We start from the raw sequence: 18,838 nt of genomic DNA, 5'->3' as shown, positions 1-18,838 counted from the left end.
GAGGGGGTCAAACTGCCCGTAAAGGCCCGATTGGTGAGATACAGTGAAACTTGCCGACGCGCAGGCAGAGGCTTAGTTGAACCAATCGGGTTCGTAGTGTCGATTGATCGAAGCGCTAGCGGAGATCTTAGCGACACTAGAACGCGACTAACAATCAGTGGGGGATAAGGAACACCCCCACTGATTGAAGTGTCACTTTATCGCAATCTCAAATTTTGAATAACAATCAATCGAGAAGTCTGCATAGGGATTAGTGCTGCGGAACGCACAGGTGCTGATGCCGATCTGTCTGGCAGGCATTAAATCTGTATCCTGGTCGCCAATGGCCAAATCAATATGATAACGCCCGTGAAGATATTCATAGGATTCCGGATGCGGCTTTAAAGAGAAGCCATCAAATTCCGGGCAGATAACTTCTTCAAAATAGGAAGTAAGTTTCCAATACTCCAGCAGTTCCTCCGTTGATTGCCGGTTACGGTGGGTGACAAGCACGTTAACATTATTTCGCTCTAATATTCCCCTTACATATGGAAACAATGGCTTTTCATCATGCATAAAAGTTGCTTCCATTTGACGGAAATCAGCAATTTTTTCTGGAGGAACATCAAATTTCTGATAGGCTGTCCCGTTTTTCAGGGGCGTGAGCACTTCCTGAGGATCCAGCTCTTTGCCGGATATGCGAATAAAAGACCGAACCAAAGTGGGCCAAGTATCCAGAATCGTGCCATCTAAATCCCAGAGAACATTCATAAAAATCTCCCTCCTTGCTATGTATTCATTGTATAGGTTGTGAGGAGGCAAAGGCAAATACCCGGCCATTTTACCTGCCGGGTATCTATTATCTCAATACATTAAAGTATCTGGCTTCAGGATGGGCAAACACCATTGCAGATACAGAAGCCTCAGGTTCCATCATGCATTCTTCAGTAAGGTGAACACCGATATCCTCAGGCTGTATAAGCTTAAACAGCTTTTTCTGGTCCTCCAGATCAGGGCACGCAGGATAGCCATATGAAAAGCGCTGCCCCTGGTATTTCGCCGCAAAACGGTCCTTCATCGTCATTTCAACCGGATCAGGGAATCCCCAGCGATCGCGGATCTGGCGGTGGATCAGCTCAGCAAGGCCTTCAGCCGTCTCCAAGGCCAGCGACTGCAGGGCATGGCTTTCCAGGAATCTGCCTTCGGCTTTTAAACGATCTGCAATAGCGCGTATTCCTTTCCCGGCTGTCACAGTAAAGAAGGATACATAATCCATTTGACCGCTTTCTTTTGATTTAAGGAAATCTGCCAGACATAAGAATGGCTCTGTTTCCTGTCGAGGAAACTCAAATGTCTCGATGACCGTTTTTTCGTCTTCAGCATAGATAAACACCTTATCGCCGTCTGACTGGGCAGGGAAGAATTGATAAACTGCTTTTGGCTCAATCCAGTTTTTCTCTTTTGCTTCAGAAATCAGTTCATCAACCATAGCGTTAATTTTAATGGCTTTTTCATCTTTTTCCGCAAGCAGCTTTTGCAGGTTTCCTTTTAAGCCAAGGTGATGGCCAATAAGCATCTGCTTGTTAATATAGGGTTCAATATGTGAAAGGGAATAGGTTTTCAGCAGATGCCTTTTTAAATCTTTTGGAACAAAAACTGGCACCTTTGTGCTGACAGTCGGTTTTGGCTTTACTGCAACCGCCACTGATCCGCGGTCATATGGTACCGCATTAAGCGCTGCTGCCTGTTTATCTTCCTGCTGGATTCGCAGCTTCTCAGCTTCTTCAGGCTCCTGAAGCTGATTGGCTAAAGAGAGACCGTTCATAGCATCCTTGGCATACAGCACGAGACCATCATATTCCTTGGAAATTTTAGTATCCGTAAATTTCCTTGAAAGGGCTGCGCCGCCAACTAAAATCGGAATATCAATTCCAGCCTGTTTCATGTCGTGTGCGGTTATGACCATCTGCTGTGCAGATTTAACAAGCAAACCTGAAAGGCCCACCATATCCGGATTCTCACGCCTGATGTTTTCAATCAGTTCAGCAGGGGAGACTTTGATTCCCAAATCTATCACTTCATATCCATTATTGCTTAAAATAATATCCACAAGATTTTTCCCTATATCATGAACATCGCCTTTAACGGTTGCCAGGATGATTTTCCCCTTGGATGAAGATTGGGCTTCACCTTTTTCCATATGCGGTTCAAGATAAGCGACAGATGCTTTCATAACCTCGGCGCTCTGCAGAACCTCTGCGACAATCAGCTGATTATCATTGAACAATCTCCCGACTTCCTTCATTCCGTTCATTAAAGGCCCGTTAATGATATCAAGCGGAGCAGGGTATGCCTGGAGAGCAAGTTCTAGATCCGGCAGCAGCCCTTCTTTTGTTCCTTCGAGTATATAATAGGCGAGGCGTTCTTCAAGTGTCATATCCGGAAGAACACTTTTGCTTTCTTTTTTCTTATCCCGGTAAAAATCAGTGAAAATGGCAAGTGATTCATCAGTAGTTTCAAAAAGCAGCTTTTCAGCCATTAAAACCTCTTCCTTAGAAATGGAAGCAAATCTTTCGAGTTTTTCTGTGTTCACTATCGCATAATCCAGGCCTGCCTGGGTGCAGTGATAAAGAAATACAGAATTTAAAATTTCCCTGCCAACAGGAGGGAGGCCGAAGGAAACGTTACTGATTCCCAAAATGGTTTGAACCTCCGGCAGAGCCTCTTTAATAAGTCTGATTCCATCTACCGTTGCCTTTGCAGACCCGATGTATTGCTCATCCCCTGTCCCGACAGGGAAGACGAGGGGGTCAAAAATAAGATCCTGAGGCGGGATATGATATTTATATACAAGCAAATCATGAGAACGCTTTGCAATCTCAAGTTTACGTTCAGCCGTAACACCCATTCCTTCTTCGTCAATCGTTCCGACAACCACTGCAGCACCATAGCGGTGAACGAGAGGGGCAATCGCCTCAAAGCGTTCTTCGCCATCTTCCAGATTAATCGAATTTATGATGGCTTTACCCTGTGAATAGGTGAGAGCTTTTTCAATCACTTTTTCATCTGTTGAATCGATCACGAGCGGAACTTTTATTTTTTTCACTAATTCCTTGATGAAATTCTCAACATCCTGCATTTCTTCACGATCAGGATCTGCCAGGCAAATATCAATAACATGGGCACCGCCTTTTACCTGGGCACGGCCTATCTCAGCAGCCTCCTCGAACTTTCCTTCTGCAATCAGTCTTTTAAACTTGCGGGAACCAATTACATTTGTTCGTTCACCGACCATTATGGGTCTTAAAGTTGGATCATCATAAATCAGAGGTTCAATTCCGGAAACTTTATGCAGGGAGTTCCCCTCATAATTCCTTGGTTTATAATCTTTAACAGACTCAGCAATTGCCTGGATATGCTCAGGTGTGGTTCCGCAGCAGCCGCCTACAATATTCAGCCAGCCTTCTTTGGCAAAACCCTCAAGCTTGCTCGCCAATGATTCGGGAGTTTCATGATACTGTCCTTCTTCATCCGGCAATCCTGCATTGGGATAGCAGCTGACTGCTGTGGATGCCAATCCTGACAAAGAACGGATATGGTCCTGCATGAATTCGGGACCTGTCGCACAGTTGAGCCCAACTGCCAGAGGCTTCATATGTTCAAGCGAAATATAAAAGGCTTCAATCGATTGGCCTGCAAGGGTCGTGCCCATCGGTTCAATTGTTCCGGAAACAATGAGCGGCAGTTTTATTCCCGTCTTTTTTGATGCCTTTTCAATGCCGATAAAACCAGCCTTCACATTCAGCATATCCTGACTGGTTTCGAGGAGAAGAAGATCCGCTCCGCCGTCTATTAACCCTCTGGCCTGCTCTTCATAAGCAGCTATCATGTCTTCAAATGTAGACCCGCCGGTAACACTCAGTGTCTTCGTCGTTGGTCCCATAGCGCCTGCCACATATCTCGGCCATTCAGGAGTTGATATACGGTCTGCAGCCTCTCTGGCAATTTCAACAGCAATTTTATTCAATTCATAAGCTTTTTCTTCCAGATCGTAATCTGCGAGAACAATGCTGGTTGCACCAAAGGTATTGGTTTCAATAATGTCTGCACCGGCTTTTAAATATTCAAGGTGAATATGTTCAATAACAGATGGAGCTGTAATATTTAGATTTTCGTTGCAGCCTTCATATTCTTCGCCGCCAAAGTCATCCGCTGAAAGATTGGCTCTCTGAAGCATGGTGCCCATTGCTCCGTCCATGATCAGAATCTTCTTTTTTAGCTGCTCCTGCAGTGATGGTTTATACATGCTGTTTCCTCCTTGAAAGCCGTTCGGTTGTCTCACGGGCATAGTTTGATAGCTCGACAGTCATTTCATAGCGCATAAATGGAGTGATAAGGTAAATGCCATTAAACAGCTCTGCCGCTGCATCAATCAGCGACTTGGCAATGGCAATGCCTTCAGCGCCAGCTCGTGCTGGATCATCCTTTAATGAAGCCATCCTGCTTCTAATACTGTCGGAAATTTTGATTCCCGGAACTTCATTATGGAGAAACTCTGCATTCCGGCTGCCGGTAAGAGGCATCAAGCCTATATAGACAGGTGCTTTTAAATCCTTCACAGCCTCATGAACCTCAAGCAGTTTTTCTTCAGAGAAAACAGGCTGCGAGATGAAATAATCCGCACCATGCTCGAGTTTCTTTTCGAGCCGCCCAACCGCTTTTTCCAATGAGCGGACATTGGGATTAAAAGCGCCTGCCACTGAAAAGGCAGCTTTCTGGCCCAGGTCTTTCCCTGAAAACGATAATCCTTCATTTAACTGCTTGATCATACTGATCAATTCAAATGAAGAAACATCATACACAGAAGAGGCGCCAGGAAAATCACCGACACGGGCAGGGTCTCCTGTTACGGCAAGAATATCATTTAAACCGAGGGCATGAAGACCCATTAAATGGGATTGAAGACCAATTATATTTCGATCCCTGCAGGTTACATGCACAAGGGGACGCAATCCGGTCTGCTGTTTGACAAGATAGCCAAGTGCAGAGTTGCATACCCTTGGTGAAGCAAGAGAGTTATCTGCAAGAGTAATAGAATCGATTCCAGCATCCTTCAATGCCTTTGCACCTTCGAAAAAGCGGGCAGTATCAAGCTTCCTTGGCGGATCCAGCTCAACAATTACCGATGGCCTTTCTCTGACAATATCCTGAAGAGGAGGGAGCTCTCTGGATGATTCCGGTTTCTCTGAAACTATGACTTTATTAACTGCCTTTATTTCTTTTTCCTCGATTGGCGGAAGTCCTTTTAATACATCAGCAAACGCCTTGATATGGTCAGGTGTTGTTCCGCAGCACCCTCCAAGAAGGCGGACACCCTGATTCCGGAATTCTATTGCGGACTGCCGGAAATATTCCGCATCACCTTCATAATGGAATTTGCCGTCCGTATAAGCTGGAATACTGGCATTTGGATATGCAGATAAATGGGCATGTTTTGGCAAAGGTACACTCTCGAGCGTTTTCAGCATATGATGGGGGCCAAGCCTGCAATTGATTCCCACCACATCTGCGCCCATGCCGTCAAGCTTTGTTAATGCCTCTGCTATAGGAGTCTGGTTCTGAAGAACTCCAGCTTCCTGAAGTGAAACCTGTGCGATAATCGGCAGATCGGTTTCTTTTCTGGCTATAGCCAGAACCGTCTCAAGTTCTTCTAGATCATAATAGGTTTCAAGCAAAATACCATCTACATCCTCAAGCAGCAGACAATAAAGCTGCTCACGGAAGCTTCTTTTTATTTCCTCCAGTGTAATCATGTTCGGCTTGAATCCTCTGATCCCGCCGATTGTACCTGCAACATATGCGCGTCCCGCGGCAGCTTTTTTGGCAATCCGGGCTGCCGCACTATTAATCTCTTTCACAGAGTCTTCGAGCCCATACCGCTGCAGCTTCAGATAATTCGCCGCATATGTATTGGTTTGGATCAATTCAGCCCCTGCGCCTATGTACGCTTCATGGATGTGCTGGATCTGCTCAGATTGCGATAGATTTAATTCCTCAAAACAGCTGTCGGTGCCATAGGAGTAAAGAAGAGTTCCCATCGCGCCATCTGCTATGATGATTTCATTCTTTAATTTATCCAGGAAACTCAAAGTATCACCCCCGCTGTAAAATGGATTGCTTTGTTTGTTCGACTGCAGATAAAGCTGCATTAAAATCTTTTATAATATCGTCTGCGTTCTCCAGGCCAACAGAAAGACGGAGAAGACTGTCTGTAATTCCGCGCTGTTCTCTTTCAGATGCAGGCATGGCTGCATGCGACATTTTGGCAGGGTAGGAGAGGATGGATTCAACTGCTCCCAGACTTACTGCAAAAACAGGAATTTTCGCATTTTCCACAAATACTCTCATCGACTTTTCATCTTCAAGTTCAAAAGACAAGACGGCACCTGCATTCACAGCCTGCTTTTTCTGAATTTCATAGCCGGGATGTTCTGCAAAACCGGGATAATGAACTTTCTTTAGTGCTGGGTGATCATGAAGGAAACGAGCAATCTTCTCAGCTGATTTCACAGACTGATCCAGCCTTACTTGCAGCGTTTTAATGCCTCTAAGGACAAGCCAGGCATCCTGAACACCCAGAACAGCTCCAAAGGAATTTTGGAGAAAAGCCAGTCTTGCACCTAACTCCGGATCCTTCACAACAGCTAAGCCGGCTACGACGTCACTGTGTCCGGATAAGAATTTGGTTGCGCTGTGCAGCACGATATCCGCCCCTAAAGAGAGCGGTTTTTGAAGGGCAGGGGTAAGGAATGTATTATCCACAAATGTCAGGGCTCCATGCTGTCTTGCCAGTGAACTGATGGCCTGTATATCTGTCACCTTCAGCAGCGGGTTGGAAGGAGTCTCTACATAAAAAACTTTTGTGTTTGGACGGATTGCTTCTTTTACTTCCTCTAGATTAGTCATATCAACAAATGTGTGCTCAATGCCAAAACGGGACAGGACTTCTGTTGTCATGCGATAGGTTCCGCCATATACGTCTTCTGTAATGACCACATGATCTCCCTGTGACAAGAGGAGGAATGCTGTGGAAATGGCAGCCATTCCAGAAGAAAAGGCAAACCCTCTAATCCCTTCTTCAAGCTCGGCGATGACTTCTTCAAGTGCTTCCCTTGTTGGATTCAGGCTGCGGCTGTAATCATATTTTCCGAATGCATCTATATCTTTTTGATGGAAAGTGGAGGCATGCTGGATCGGTACACTGACAGCTCCTGTTTCCGGGTCGAACTTTTGATTATTGTGAAGTAATTTCGTTTGAAATGTGTAATTCGTACTCATCGTACTGCCTCCTTTAAAACCTTTGCAAAAGCATGTTCAAGATCCGCCTTCAAATCTTCTGCATTTTCGATTCCAACCGAGAAACGCAGAAGCCTGTTACAGACACCTGTTTCAATGCGGATCTCTTCTGGGATGTCCGCATGCGTTTGTGTTGCGGGATATGTTATAAAACTCTCGACTCCGCCAAGGCTTTCAGCAAAGGAGATGAGGGAGAGGCTCTGCAGAAAAGGATTCACCCAGGATTCATCCTGGACCCGGAAAGATATCATTCCTCCTTTGCCTGGATAAAGAACATCCGTTACGGCAGCGTGGTCTGATAAGAAAGCCGCTAATTCCCGGGCATTTTTTTCATGGCGTTCCATGCGAAGAGAGAGTGTCTTCATGCCTCTGATCAAAAGCCAGGAATCAAATGGGCTAAGGACTGCACCGGCAGCATTGTGGTTCATGGCAAGATCCTCACATAACTGTTTGCCTTTTGCGACAACTAAACCGGCAAGTACATCATTATGTCCTCCAAGGTACTTTGTCGCACTATGGATGACAATATCAGCACCAAGCTTTAGAGGCTGCTGAAGAAGGGGGGTGTAAAATGTGTTATCAACGATCAGGAGAATATTATGCCGTTTCGCGATATCAGCTATTAACTGAATATCTGTCTCTTCCATGAGCGGATTAGTGGGAGTCTCCAGAAAAATAGCTTTCGTATTTTCGGTGATTAGCTCTTCAACATTTTCCGGAGTGCTCGTATTCACATATTTGCTCTGCAGTCCCCATTTTTTGAAGCCCTGTTCAAGCAGACGGTAGGTTCCGCCGTATAAATCCTTGGAAACAATCCACTCATCTCCTGATTTAAAGAGGGAAAGAATCGTAAGGATGGCAGCCATTCCAGAACTGCAGGCATAGCCTTGATCGCCTTCTTCAAGATCGGCGATCGCCTTTTCAAGCAGCTGGCGGGTAGGATTGCCTGTTCGGCTATAGTCAAAGCCAGTTGACTGTCCAATGCCTTCATGCCGGTAGGCGGTTGAAAAGTATACAGGCGGATTCACTGCTCCTGTTGCTGATTCGCTCCTGTTTCCGATTTGCGCTAATTTGGTGTCAATATTGTACATATTGGTAAACACTCCTTCTTTAAAATAAAAAAAGCCTTCTATAAGAAGAAGACTTTTTAATGTGAACAGCCATTCTTCTTATCTTTCAAGTTTCTAAAAAACTTGCAGGAATTAGCACCTTTTCAATCAAATTACGATTGCTGGTTGCTGAGGCGTCGTCGGGCCTTACCCTCGACCTCTCTGGATAAGAAATCAAATATTAAATTTTCTCTAAACTTTACTACAGTAAACCGTTAATAGTCAACACTTTTTTGAATATTTCATGTTATAAAAAATATCGGGCCAGGCATCTTGAGTCCTTCTGCCTAAAATATGATCTTGAACCAAAAAAACTTTCCATTACATTCTGGAAAGTTTTTTTAGGGTATTCATTCTTCAATCAAATCGTTAACCGACACATTCATTTCTTTTTCAGAATTTGCTTTTGTGTAAATGCGTGCTGTCTTAGTCTGCTCATCTACATGCTGAATGATGATCGGTATGCCATTTAAAGTAACACTGTGCATTTCAGCAGACTCAGCAATCTCTTTTGCTCTGCCTATATTCATGGAAAAACCTCCTGAATTTGAATAATTTTAATGTGCCTTAAAAAGACACATATTATTCTTTTAAAATGAGCCTGGCATAAACTGTTATAGGTAGATCGCTTTAAAGTTCAGAATATTTCCTTTATAATAATGAGGAAAATAATATTTCTTGGAGGGAAGCTATTATGCAAGAACATAGTCACTGCCGTCACAGATTTGCTGAAACAGATGGGCCAGCCGTTTTCCGGACAATTGATGGCATTGAAGTGAATGTTGCCGGCAGCTTATTCCAAAAATGTACAACATGCGGTCATTTTGATTTTCCCGTAGATACCAGAGAAGCCATTGAATCTTCCCTTAAAGAAAACAGAAAAAATACCAATGAATCGAAACAAATCTATATTAACCTGGTAGAAACTTTTTAAAGCCGAAACTTTTCGGCTTTTTTTATATGTTCAGTTATTTCTTATTTATAAATGTTTACCCATTTACAAATCATTTTATTAGAATAAGTAATTATTAAAAAATTTTTTTAATAGTTTTCCACTATATTCATGTTTTTATCTTTGTACAACTAGATTTTACGTGTTAGAATAGCTGTGGAAACGTTTTATCCTCTGAAAAATATTATTATTCGTAAAAATGAATTGTTAATCCCTTCTTATGATGGGTATTGTACTTTTAGAGAGAAAAAACGTATTGAATTATTCACTTACAAAACAGTTATGGAGGTAATTTTCCATGAAAAAGCCATTGAATGGTGAGGGACCTTTTGAACAGGGATTTCATGGCCCAAACCTTGGCTACGTTATTGAACTTTATGAAAGATATTTAGAGGATCCATCCTCGATTGATCCTGAAATGAAAGAGTACTTTGAAAAAAATGGTTCCCCTCTTACGAGTGAAGGAACGGTGCAAATGGCTTCATCTGCAAATCAGCCAATGAATGCCGGACAGCTTGAGAAAACACTTGCTGCTATTCGCCTGGCAGATAATATCCGCACATATGGCCACTTGGCTGCCGATATTTATCCACTGGGTAACAATAAATCGGAAATTGCTTTATTTGAACTGAGCAAATATGGCTTAACTGAAAATGACTTAAAAGAGATCCCTGCTGGTGTCATTACCAAAGATGCCACATATCCTTTACGCAACGGACTTGAAGCAATTGAATTCCTGAAGAGCGCTTATATGGGACCCATTGCTTTTGAATTCCAGCATATATTTGATGAAAACGAAAAAGACTGGCTTCGCCGTAAAATAGGGGCCAACAGCCACAAGCTGTCAATGCAAAAAGCGGAAAGACTGAAAGTTTTAAGAAGACTGACTGAAGTTGAGGAATTTGAAAAGTTCCTTCATAAAACTTTCGTCGGACAAAAGAGATTCTCCATTGAGGGTCTGGATACAATGGTCCCGTTACTGGATGAAATTGTTTCTGAATCCGTTTCTGATGGAGCAAAAACGATTAACATCGGAATGGCCCACCGTGGAAGGTTAAATGTGCTTGCTCATGTGCTTGGAAAGCCATATGAGATGATCTTCGCAGAATTCCAGCATGCCCCGAATAAAGAACTGGTTCCTTCTGAGGGATCCATCGGGATCAATTACGGCTGGACAGGTGACGTTAAATATCATCTTGGTCTTGATAAACAAATCAAAGATGAGAATACGACAATAGCCAGACTGACATTAGCTAACAATCCGAGCCACCTGGAATTTGTTGGTTCACTAGTGGAGGGCTACACGCGAGCTTCACAGGACAACAGAACAAAGGCCGGTTATCCTGAAGTAGATCCAAAAGCTGCTCTAGCCATTATCATTCATGGAGACGCAGCATTCCCTGGTCAGGGCATTGTAGCAGAAACACTTAATCTCGGACAGCTGACTGGCTATAATACTGGCGGTTCAATCCATATCATTGCCAATAATACAATTGGTTTCACAACCGAATCACATGATTCACGCTCTACCAGATATGCAAGTGATCTGGCCAAAGGGTATGAAATGCCAATTATGCATGTTAATGCGGACGAACCTGAAGCAGTAGTTGCAGCGGCAAGAATTGCCTGTGAGTATCGTGCTAAATTCCAGAAGGATATCCTCATCGATTTAATCGGGTATCGCCGTTTTGGACATAACGAGATGGACGAGCCTATGACGACGAATCCTCTTATGTATAATATTGTACGCAATCGGCCAACCGTGAAAGCGCTGTATGCTGAAAAGCTTTTAAATGAAAAGATCATCAGTAAAGAGGAAGCTGAAGGCGTCCATAATGAAGTGCTGGAAAAAATGAAGGCAGCCTATGAAAAAGTGCCAAAAGAAAAGAAGGAAGCTGAATTAACCGATCCTCCTGAAACTGTCGAAAAGGGTCTGCCAAAAATTAATACAGCCGTTTCAATTGATAAACTAAAACAAATCAATGAAGAATTATTAAAATGGCCGGAGGATTTCAAGGTATTTGATAAACTCGGCAAAATTTTACAGCGCAGATTGGAAGCGCTTGAAGGGGACGGCAAAATTGATTGGGGCCTCGCAGAAACACTGGCATTTGCAACCATCCTATCTGATGGCACACCTGTCAGACTGACTGGTCAGGATTCAGAGAGAGGAACATTTGCTCAAAGAAACGTTGTCCTGCATGATCATACAACTGGAAAAGCGTATTCACCTTTGCATAAGCTCTCAACTGCCAAGGCATCATTCGCTGTCCATAATAGTCCATTATCGGAAGCCGCTGTTGTAGGCTTTGAATATGGATATAATGTATTTGCTCCGGAAACCCTTGTTTTATGGGAAGCTCAATATGGTGATTTTGCCAATGCAGCACAGGTAATGTTTGACCAGTTTATTGCTGCCGGCCGAGCAAAATGGGGCCAAAAATCAGGTCTTGTTATGCTCCTTCCGCACGGTTATGAAGGACAAGGACCAGAACATTCAAGTGCGCGCCTGGAAAGATTCCTGACTCTTGCAGCTGAAAATAACTGGACAGTTGCCAATCTTTCTTCATCAGCACAGTACTTCCATATTTTAAGAAGACAGGCTGCCATACTCGGAAAAGAGGAAGTTCGCCCGTTAGTGATCATGTCTCCGAAGAGTCTGCTGCGCAATCCGACTGTCGCATCAAATGGAATTGAATTGAGCGAAGGAGAATTCCGATCCGTTATCGAACAGCCTGGTTTAGGTCAAAATCATGAAAAAGTGAAACGCATCATTCTTGGAACAGGAAAGATCACAATTGATTTAGCCGAAAACCTGAAAAACTATCCGGATCAGGATTGGTTCCATATTTTACGTGTGGAAGAAATCTATCCGTTCCCAATGAATCAGATCAAAGACATTTTAACCCGTTATCCAAATGTGGATGAAATTGTCTGGATTCAGGAAGAACCTAAAAATATGGGTGCATGGAATTTCGTTGAACCTAGACTGAAAGAAATCGCAGGCAGCGAAATCGAAGTCAGCTACATCGGAAGAAGACGCAGATCAAGCCCGGCAGAAGGTGACCCGACTGTTCATAAGAAAGAACAAGCACGCATAATAGATGAATCATTATCACAGTCTAACGGGCAGTAAGCCTCCCGCATTAACACTTAGATATATGAATTGAATAGACTTAGCGGGAGTCAAACTCCCCGTAAAGGCCCAATTGGTGAGATACAGTGAAACTTGCCGATGCGCAGGCAGAGGCTTAGTTGAACCAATCGGGTTCGTAGTGTCGATTGATCGAAGCGTTAGCGGAGATCTTAGCGAAACTAGAACGCGACTAACAATCAGTGGGAAAAATCACCCACTGATTGAAGTTTCACTTTAACACGCAAGCAAGAAGGAGGAAATTAAGGTGGCAGAAATCAAAGTTCCAGAATTGGCGGAATCCATTACAGAAGGTACGGTGGCACAGTGGCTGAAACAGCCTGGTGACACTGTCAATAAAGGTGACTATGTTGTCGAACTTGAAACGGACAAAGTAAATGTTGAAATTATTTCTGAACATAGCGGAGTTTTACAGGAAATCAAAGCACAGGAAGGCGACACGGTTAATGTAGGTGAAACCATTGCTGTCGTTAATGAAAGCGGACAAGCTGCACCTGCTCCGGAAAAAGCGGAAGAAAAGCCTGAAGCAGCAAAAGCGGAAGAGCCTAAGGCAGAGGAGCAGCCAGCACAGCCTGCTGCTGAAGAAAAAACTGGCGGACAGCGTCCAATCGCTTCACCGGCAGCACGAAAACTGGCAAGAGAAAAAGGCATTGACCTGAGCCAGGTGCCGACAGCCGATCCACTGGGCCGAATCAGAACACAGGATGTTGAATCCTTTAAACCTAACCAGGCAAAACAGCAGGCTCAAACATCAAAACCTGCAGCAGCTTCCAAACCGGCTGAACAGGCATCAGGCGGAAAAGAAGTGGAACGGATTAAAATGTCCCGCCGCCGCCAGACAATTGCAAATCGCCTTGTAGAAGTACAGCAAACAGCAGCCATGCTGACCACATTCAATGAAGTGGACATGACAAATGTAATGAACCTTCGCAAGAAGCGGAAAGATAAATTCTTTGAAGAAAACGATGTTAAGCTTGGCTTCATGTCATTTTTCACAAAAGCGGTCGTTGCAGCACTTAAGAAGAATCCTTACTTAAATGCTGAAATTCAAGGCAATGAAATCGTTCTGAAAAAATTCTATGATATTGGTATCGCTGTTTCAGCTCCTGAAGGTCTTGTCGTTCCGGTTGTCCGTGATGCAGACCGCAAAAACTTTGCGGAAATCGAAAAGGATATCATGGACCTTGCAGTGAAGGCAAGAGACAATAAGCTCGCTCTTTCAGATCTGCAGGGAGGAAGCTTCACCATCACAAATGGCGGTGTATTTGGCAGCATGATGTCTACGCCAATTCTGAACGGACCTCAGGTTGGTATCCTTGGAATGCACTCCATCCAGCTGCGCCCGGTTGCGATAGATGCTGAAAGAATGGAAAACCGTCCAATGATGTACATCGCACTATCTTATGACCACCGCATTGTTGACGGAAAGGAAGCTGTAACATTCCTGAAACGCGTCAAGGAACTGATTGAAGATCCGGAAAGCCTTCTTTTTGAAGCCTAATAACTAATGAAACCAGAGTGGAGTTCCGCTCTGGTTTTTTTAGGAGCATACGAAACTATAAAAATGAACGTTATTAATAACTCTGTGAAGAGTGTCTGCATCCAGCTCCAGCGCCTACCCCCTCGAGGTGTCGGGGGTGAGCAAGGCGCTTCCGCTTTCTTTATGGAAAATTATTTGCATTAAGGAAACAAAGTACAGGTTATGAATAGTATATTAAAAAGCAGGTGATAACCTTGAAAAGAAGGCAAATGAAAATTCTGCAGTATAGTGCGGTGTTAAAGAAATTAGGGGTTATAAGTGAAGAGGAATATGAAAATATAAAAAAAGCAAACAAACTTACAGCATACGTCCGAAGATAATAAAAAAAGCGGGAATAGCTCCCGCTCTACATATTCACTAAGTATTTGGCTAACTAATATGGATTTTGAAATTTACTCTTTAAACGGTCTTAAGCCCCGTTTTTGAATCTCCGTTTTTAATATCCTAATCCATTCCTTTTCAGACCCTGACTTTAATGCATCACGATACGAGACGACCAGCTGCTCATTACTCATAATTTTCATTATGCATACCTCCTGGTTAAATGGATTGAATATTCTATTTTTTATTATTGTAAAGGTTTTTTAAGATTTTGTGAACCCTTTATAAAGAAAAGATTTATTACATTCTGGTGACATTTTTCTGCATATTCATTTCACACTATCAGACAGTAGACTGTGTTATACAGAAAAAGGTAAAATTTATATAACTACTGAATAAAGGGAGAATCTGCATATGAATGTGACGCTTGATCATATTGTCCACTTTATAAAGGCTGAGCCGGATGCTGCTGCTGCAAAATGGAGGGATCAAGGATATAAGGCAATATCAGGGGGGAGCCATGAAAATTGGGGAACATATAACAGCCTCTTGTACATTGGGCATTCATACCTTGAGTTTTTATCGATTGAAAAGAATCATATTGCCTCAATGAGCGATAATCCGCTCATTAAACAGCTAACAGAAGAAATAAGAAGTGGAGAAGGAATCGGACAGCTTTGCTTCCGAACTAATAATATTGAAGAGCTGCAGGGTGAATTAACGGCAAAGGGCTTTGAGACCCTCCCAATCTTTGATGGAAGCAGAAAGAGGGCGGACGGAAGCATCCTTTCCTGGAAAATGCTCTTCTTAAAGGAAAATTACGACTATCAATACCCTTTCTTTATTGACTGGGGCAAGGAAGATGATAAAAGATTTGCGGAACTGAGACAACTCGGCCTAATTGATGAAAAGCTGGCTGCTAAAAAAATAGAAGCAGTCTATATAGCTTCTAAAGACTGTGAAAAATCTGCGGCAGCATGGCAGGAGATCATTCCAGCTTCCCGGGCTGATATTTACATAAGCAGTGACGGAAAAGACAAAAGAGCAGCCATTCTGATTGGTTCAGTTAATATCATCTTTTGCCAGCCATTATACGAGAATGGAATGGCAATGGAAGTTCTTCGTAAGAGGGGTGAGAAACCCTTTGCTGTTCAAGTAGCGCCAGGCCTTAACAAAGAACTATCACTATTTGAAGGTCTTTATTTTTAACGAGAGAGAAGTTTCAACTTAAACCTGCTGCCCTTTTTTAGGGCAGTTTTTTTATCTTATGAAAATTTATAAACTATTACTATATGAAAATATTGAATATTCAGCAATATGTGTTAACATAAAATGTAAGCGTTTTAAATCAGCATCTTAGAGAAATCTTTTGCATAATGATTAGATCATATACCAAGGAGGATTTCTGGATGACGGAATTATTGAATCTAACAGTAGGGAAGCTCCTGGAGGAGAAAGCCGGCCTTCACCCTGATCATGAAGCTGTAGTTTATGCCGATCGCGGGCTCCGAATGAGTTATAAGGAGTTTAATGATTATTGCAGGCTTGCTGCCAAAGGGTTTATGAAGCTGGGCCTTGAAAAAGGTGAGCATATTGCCGCATGGTCAACAAATACGCCGGAATGGCTTACGTGCCAGTTTTCAACAGGCAAGATGGGGGCTGTCCTTGTAACCGTTAATACAAACTATCAAGCTGCTGAACTCGAGTATCTATTAAAGCAATCTGACAGTACAACGATTGTACTAATGGAGAAGTTCAGAGACACCTCTTACATAGAAATGCTGTACAGCATCGTTCCGGAACTGAAAGATTCCGAGCCGGGGCAGCTGAAAAGCAAAACACTTCCTTTCTTAAAAAACATTATCGTCATGGGAGAAAAGCGCTTCCCTGGTACCTATAGCTGGGAAGATATTATCAGGATGGGCGAATCGGTCACAGACAGTGAACTCGATGAGCGGATGCAAAGCCTTGACCCTGACGATGCCATAAATATGCAATATACATCCGGAACGACAGGCTTTCCAAAAGGGGTTATGCTAACCCACAATAACATTGTTAATAATGGATACAATATCGCAAATTGTATGCGATTAACTTCAGATGACCGATTATGTATTCCTGTTCCATTTTTCCATTGTTTCGGCTGTGTGCTGGGAACCATGGCATGCATATCCGTTGGCGCCACCATTGTTCCAGTTCAGGAATTCAGCCCTAAAGCTGTTCTGCAGACGGTCCAGGATGAGAAATGTACAGGCCTTCATGGAGTGCCGACAATGTTTATTGCAGAACTGAATGATCCTGATTTCAGCAAATATGATCTATCAACCCTCCGTACCGGCATAATGGCTGGCTCCAATTGTCCGATTGAGGTCATGAAAGGCGTTATTGAAAAAATGGGCGCAAGCGAAATAACCATTGCCTATGGCCAAACAGAGTCATCACCAGTTATAACCCAGACCCGGACAGATGATCCAATTGAACTGAGAGTAGAATCAGTTGGAAGGGCTTTGCCCAATGTGGAAGTGAAAATTGTAGAGCCGGGCACAAATAATGAAGTCCCTGCCGGCGCTCAGGGGGAATTGTGCACAAGAGGATACCATGTCATGAAGGGATATTATAAAAACCCGGATGCTACAAAAGAGGCCATTGATGAAGATGGATGGCTCCATACCGGGGATCTGGCTGTAATGGATGAGAACGGATACTGTAAAATCACAGGCAGATTAAAGGATATGATCATCCGCGGCGGAGAAAATATATATCCGCGTGAAATAGAAGAATTCCTGTATACTCATCCTCAGATTCTGGACGTTCAGGTGGTTGGGGTTCCTGATGCTGTATATGGTGAAGAAGTGGTCGCCTGGGTAATAGCTAAGGAGGGCTCTGACTTAACTGCAGAAGAACTTCGCGATTATTGCAAAGGGAAGATTTCACGCCATAAAATCCCCCGCTATATCGAATTTATAAATGAATATCCAATGACAGCTTCAGGAAAAATTCAGAAATTCAGATTGCGTGAACAGGCAAAAGAAGTCATTGAAAATGCTAATACATTAAAACAATAGGCATATGAAGCCTGCGGGAGAACTTCCCGCAGGTTTTTTCAATTTCCATCTTCTTTCGTTCAAAAGGCTTAAAATATCTCCTCCTCATAGCCAATGTGATAAAGCTTTTGAGAAATTAAAATGGTATTAAAGATATGGGAAAAGGAGCGAGAGCATATGTATGATGAAATGTATGTAATGGAAGCTTTAATGAAGGCAAAACAAAAAGAAATGGATTTAATAACACCACACCATAAAAGCTCAAATAACAAATTAATTTGCAGGCTTCCGGTAATTAAAAATTTGGATGCCTGCCAATGCCAGGAATGACGGAGATGTTTCTCCGTCATCTTTTTTTGAAAAGAATCTTCAGAAAATGATACTATAGTAAACAAAAGAGAGAACCAAGGGGGAATGTTTGCTTATGACTACGCAGAAATTGTTTGTATATGGAACCTTAAGAATGCATGAAACCAATCACTTTGTTTTAAAAGGAAGCCCCTGCATTGCCGAGCAGGCATGGGTATACGGGGAATTATTTGATACTGGGCTTGGCTATCCCTCTATGAAACCATCGCTTGACCAAAAAGTGTATGGGGAACTTTATGAAGTGCATTTGGATCATTTTTCCGATCTGGATGAACTGGAGGATTATATCCCGGGCAGAAAAGACAATTTATACGATAGGGTGGAACAGACTGTCCATACGGATAAGGGGGAAGTAAATGCACTAGTATATGTATCCTCCAGGGATGACCTGCTGTCAGAACCAATTCTTCACGGTGATTGGAAGCTTTTCCAGCTTATGGAGGATAAGCCGGAGAAGACCTATTATTTTGCTTACGGATCCTGCATGGATGATGAACGATTTTGCGTGGCCAAGGTAGATCACCATTTCAAAACGATTGTCGGCGGGGGAATATTGGCCGGTTATTCGATGCAATACCTGTTTTCCAGGGATGATGGAGGAAGGGCAGATATTATAGAAAATGGCGGTGTCACTGAAGGGGTTCTATATGAACTTCCCTATGAAGCTGTTGAATATCTGTTCCAAAGGGAAGGTTTTTACGGACAATGGTACCGTCCTGCCTTTGTAAATGTTCAGGCAGAGGATAAATTGTACAAAAATGTCCTGACTTTTCATGTCTATAATAAAAAAGGGGAGCTGCCCCCGCCTGACCATTACGCTCTTGAAATTCTCCGCGGCGCAAGAGGAAGAGTAAGTGATGATTATTACAAAAAGCTTGAACAGCAGCTGGAAAAACTGGGAGTTAAGATTCGATTGGATGCATGATAGCATACGACTAAAGGATGAACACAAGTTCATCCTTTTTTCTGTATGGCAGAGTTATCACTTTTTATACAATAAAGTGAAACTTCAAT

General features: G+C 43.0%; 14 protein-coding genes and 1 riboswitch. Of the genes, 7 read left to right on the top strand and 7 right to left on the bottom strand.

From position 1 onward, the window contains the following. Positions 1 to 192: 192 nt before the first annotated feature. The 6 genes from CE058_RS22880 to CE058_RS22855 all read right to left on the bottom strand — a co-directional run bounded on the left by CE058_RS22880 (position 193) and on the right by CE058_RS22855 (position 8,974). On the bottom strand, positions 193 to 750 hold the full coding sequence (locus tag CE058_RS22880) for an HAD hydrolase-like protein (RefSeq protein WP_163145135.1): 558 nt from the start codon (positions 748 to 750) through the stop codon (positions 193 to 195). Positions 751 to 838: 88 nt separating this feature from the next. Beyond that, a complete protein-coding gene (gene metH, locus CE058_RS22875; protein WP_163145134.1) occupies positions 839 to 4,285 on the bottom strand; it encodes a methionine synthase in 3,447 nt (1,148 codons plus the stop codon). Continuing rightward, a complete protein-coding gene (locus CE058_RS22870; protein WP_163145133.1) occupies positions 4,278 to 6,128 on the bottom strand; it encodes a bifunctional homocysteine S-methyltransferase/methylenetetrahydrofolate reductase in 1,851 nt (616 codons plus the stop codon). Before CE058_RS22870 ends, metH begins: the two co-directional genes overlap by 8 nt. 4 nt (positions 6,129 to 6,132) lie before the next feature. Continuing rightward, on the bottom strand, positions 6,133 to 7,317 hold the full coding sequence (metC, locus tag CE058_RS22865; protein WP_163145132.1) for a cystathionine beta-lyase: 1,185 nt from the start codon (positions 7,315 to 7,317) through the stop codon (positions 6,133 to 6,135). Further along, positions 7,314 to 8,426, bottom strand: a complete 1,113-nt coding sequence (locus CE058_RS22860) for a methionine biosynthesis PLP-dependent protein (RefSeq protein ID WP_048011625.1) — start codon at positions 8,424 to 8,426, stop codon at positions 7,314 to 7,316. Before CE058_RS22860 ends, metC begins: the two co-directional genes overlap by 4 nt. A 75-nt stretch (positions 8,427 to 8,501) precedes the next feature. Further along, a riboswitch (SAM riboswitch) is annotated at positions 8,502 to 8,617 on the bottom strand. Positions 8,618 to 8,794: 177 nt separating this feature from the next. Further along, positions 8,795 to 8,974 (bottom strand): H-type small acid-soluble spore protein, encoded by a 180-nt coding sequence (locus tag CE058_RS22855; protein WP_163145131.1) that lies wholly within the window; start codon positions 8,972 to 8,974, stop codon positions 8,795 to 8,797. A 164-nt stretch (positions 8,975 to 9,138) separates the two neighbouring features. On the opposite strand from CE058_RS22855, the gene CE058_RS22850 reads away from it, so the two are divergent. From CE058_RS22850 to odhB, 3 genes are all read left to right on the top strand, one after another. After that, positions 9,139 to 9,378 carry a hypothetical protein gene (locus CE058_RS22850; protein ID WP_048011627.1) on the top strand — a complete coding sequence of 80 codons (240 nt, stop codon included), beginning with the start codon at positions 9,139 to 9,141 and terminating at the stop codon, positions 9,376 to 9,378. 316 nt (positions 9,379 to 9,694) lie between these two features. Continuing rightward, positions 9,695 to 12,532: a 2-oxoglutarate dehydrogenase E1 component gene (locus CE058_RS22845; RefSeq protein ID WP_048011628.1), complete on the top strand. Its 2,838-nt coding sequence runs from the start codon at positions 9,695 to 9,697 to the stop codon at positions 12,530 to 12,532. Between the two features lie 265 nt (positions 12,533 to 12,797). Next, entirely contained in the window at positions 12,798 to 14,051 is a 1,254-nt protein-coding gene (gene odhB / locus CE058_RS22840; protein ID WP_048012047.1) for a 2-oxoglutarate dehydrogenase complex dihydrolipoyllysine-residue succinyltransferase, read from the top strand. 431 nt (positions 14,052 to 14,482) lie between these two features. Here the strand turns inward: odhB and sda are convergent, their stop codons facing one another. Further along, positions 14,483 to 14,614 carry a sporulation histidine kinase inhibitor Sda gene (gene sda / locus CE058_RS22835; RefSeq protein WP_035330849.1) on the bottom strand — a complete coding sequence of 44 codons (132 nt, stop codon included), beginning with the start codon at positions 14,612 to 14,614 and terminating at the stop codon, positions 14,483 to 14,485. Between the two features lie 211 nt (positions 14,615 to 14,825). Between sda and CE058_RS22830 the strand changes: the two genes are divergently transcribed. The 4 genes from CE058_RS22830 (at position 14,826) to CE058_RS22815 (ending at position 18,749) form a co-directional block, all read left to right on the top strand. Beyond that, on the top strand, positions 14,826 to 15,620 hold the full coding sequence (locus CE058_RS22830; RefSeq protein WP_048012046.1) for a VOC family protein: 795 nt from the start codon (positions 14,826 to 14,828) through the stop codon (positions 15,618 to 15,620). A 200-nt stretch (positions 15,621 to 15,820) separates the two neighbouring features. Continuing rightward, a complete protein-coding gene (locus CE058_RS22825; protein ID WP_048012045.1) occupies positions 15,821 to 17,476 on the top strand; it encodes an AMP-binding protein in 1,656 nt (551 codons plus the stop codon). Positions 17,477 to 17,632: 156 nt separating this feature from the next. Further along, positions 17,633 to 17,785: a hypothetical protein gene (locus CE058_RS22820; RefSeq protein WP_156185228.1), complete on the top strand. Its 153-nt coding sequence runs from the start codon at positions 17,633 to 17,635 to the stop codon at positions 17,783 to 17,785. Positions 17,786 to 17,879: 94 nt separating this feature from the next. Next, positions 17,880 to 18,749 (top strand): gamma-glutamylcyclotransferase family protein, encoded by an 870-nt coding sequence (locus CE058_RS22815; protein ID WP_163145130.1) that lies wholly within the window; start codon positions 17,880 to 17,882, stop codon positions 18,747 to 18,749. Positions 18,750 to 18,838 lie beyond the last annotated feature (89 nt).

This window comes from Bacillus sp. 22-7 (assembly GCF_010628845.1).
In the GTDB taxonomy this organism is placed as follows: Bacteria; Bacillota; Bacilli; order Bacillales; family Cytobacillaceae; genus Cytobacillus; species Cytobacillus firmus_B.
Note: the sequence above shows the minus strand (reverse complement) of the source record. Positions and strands in the feature narration are given on the sequence as shown.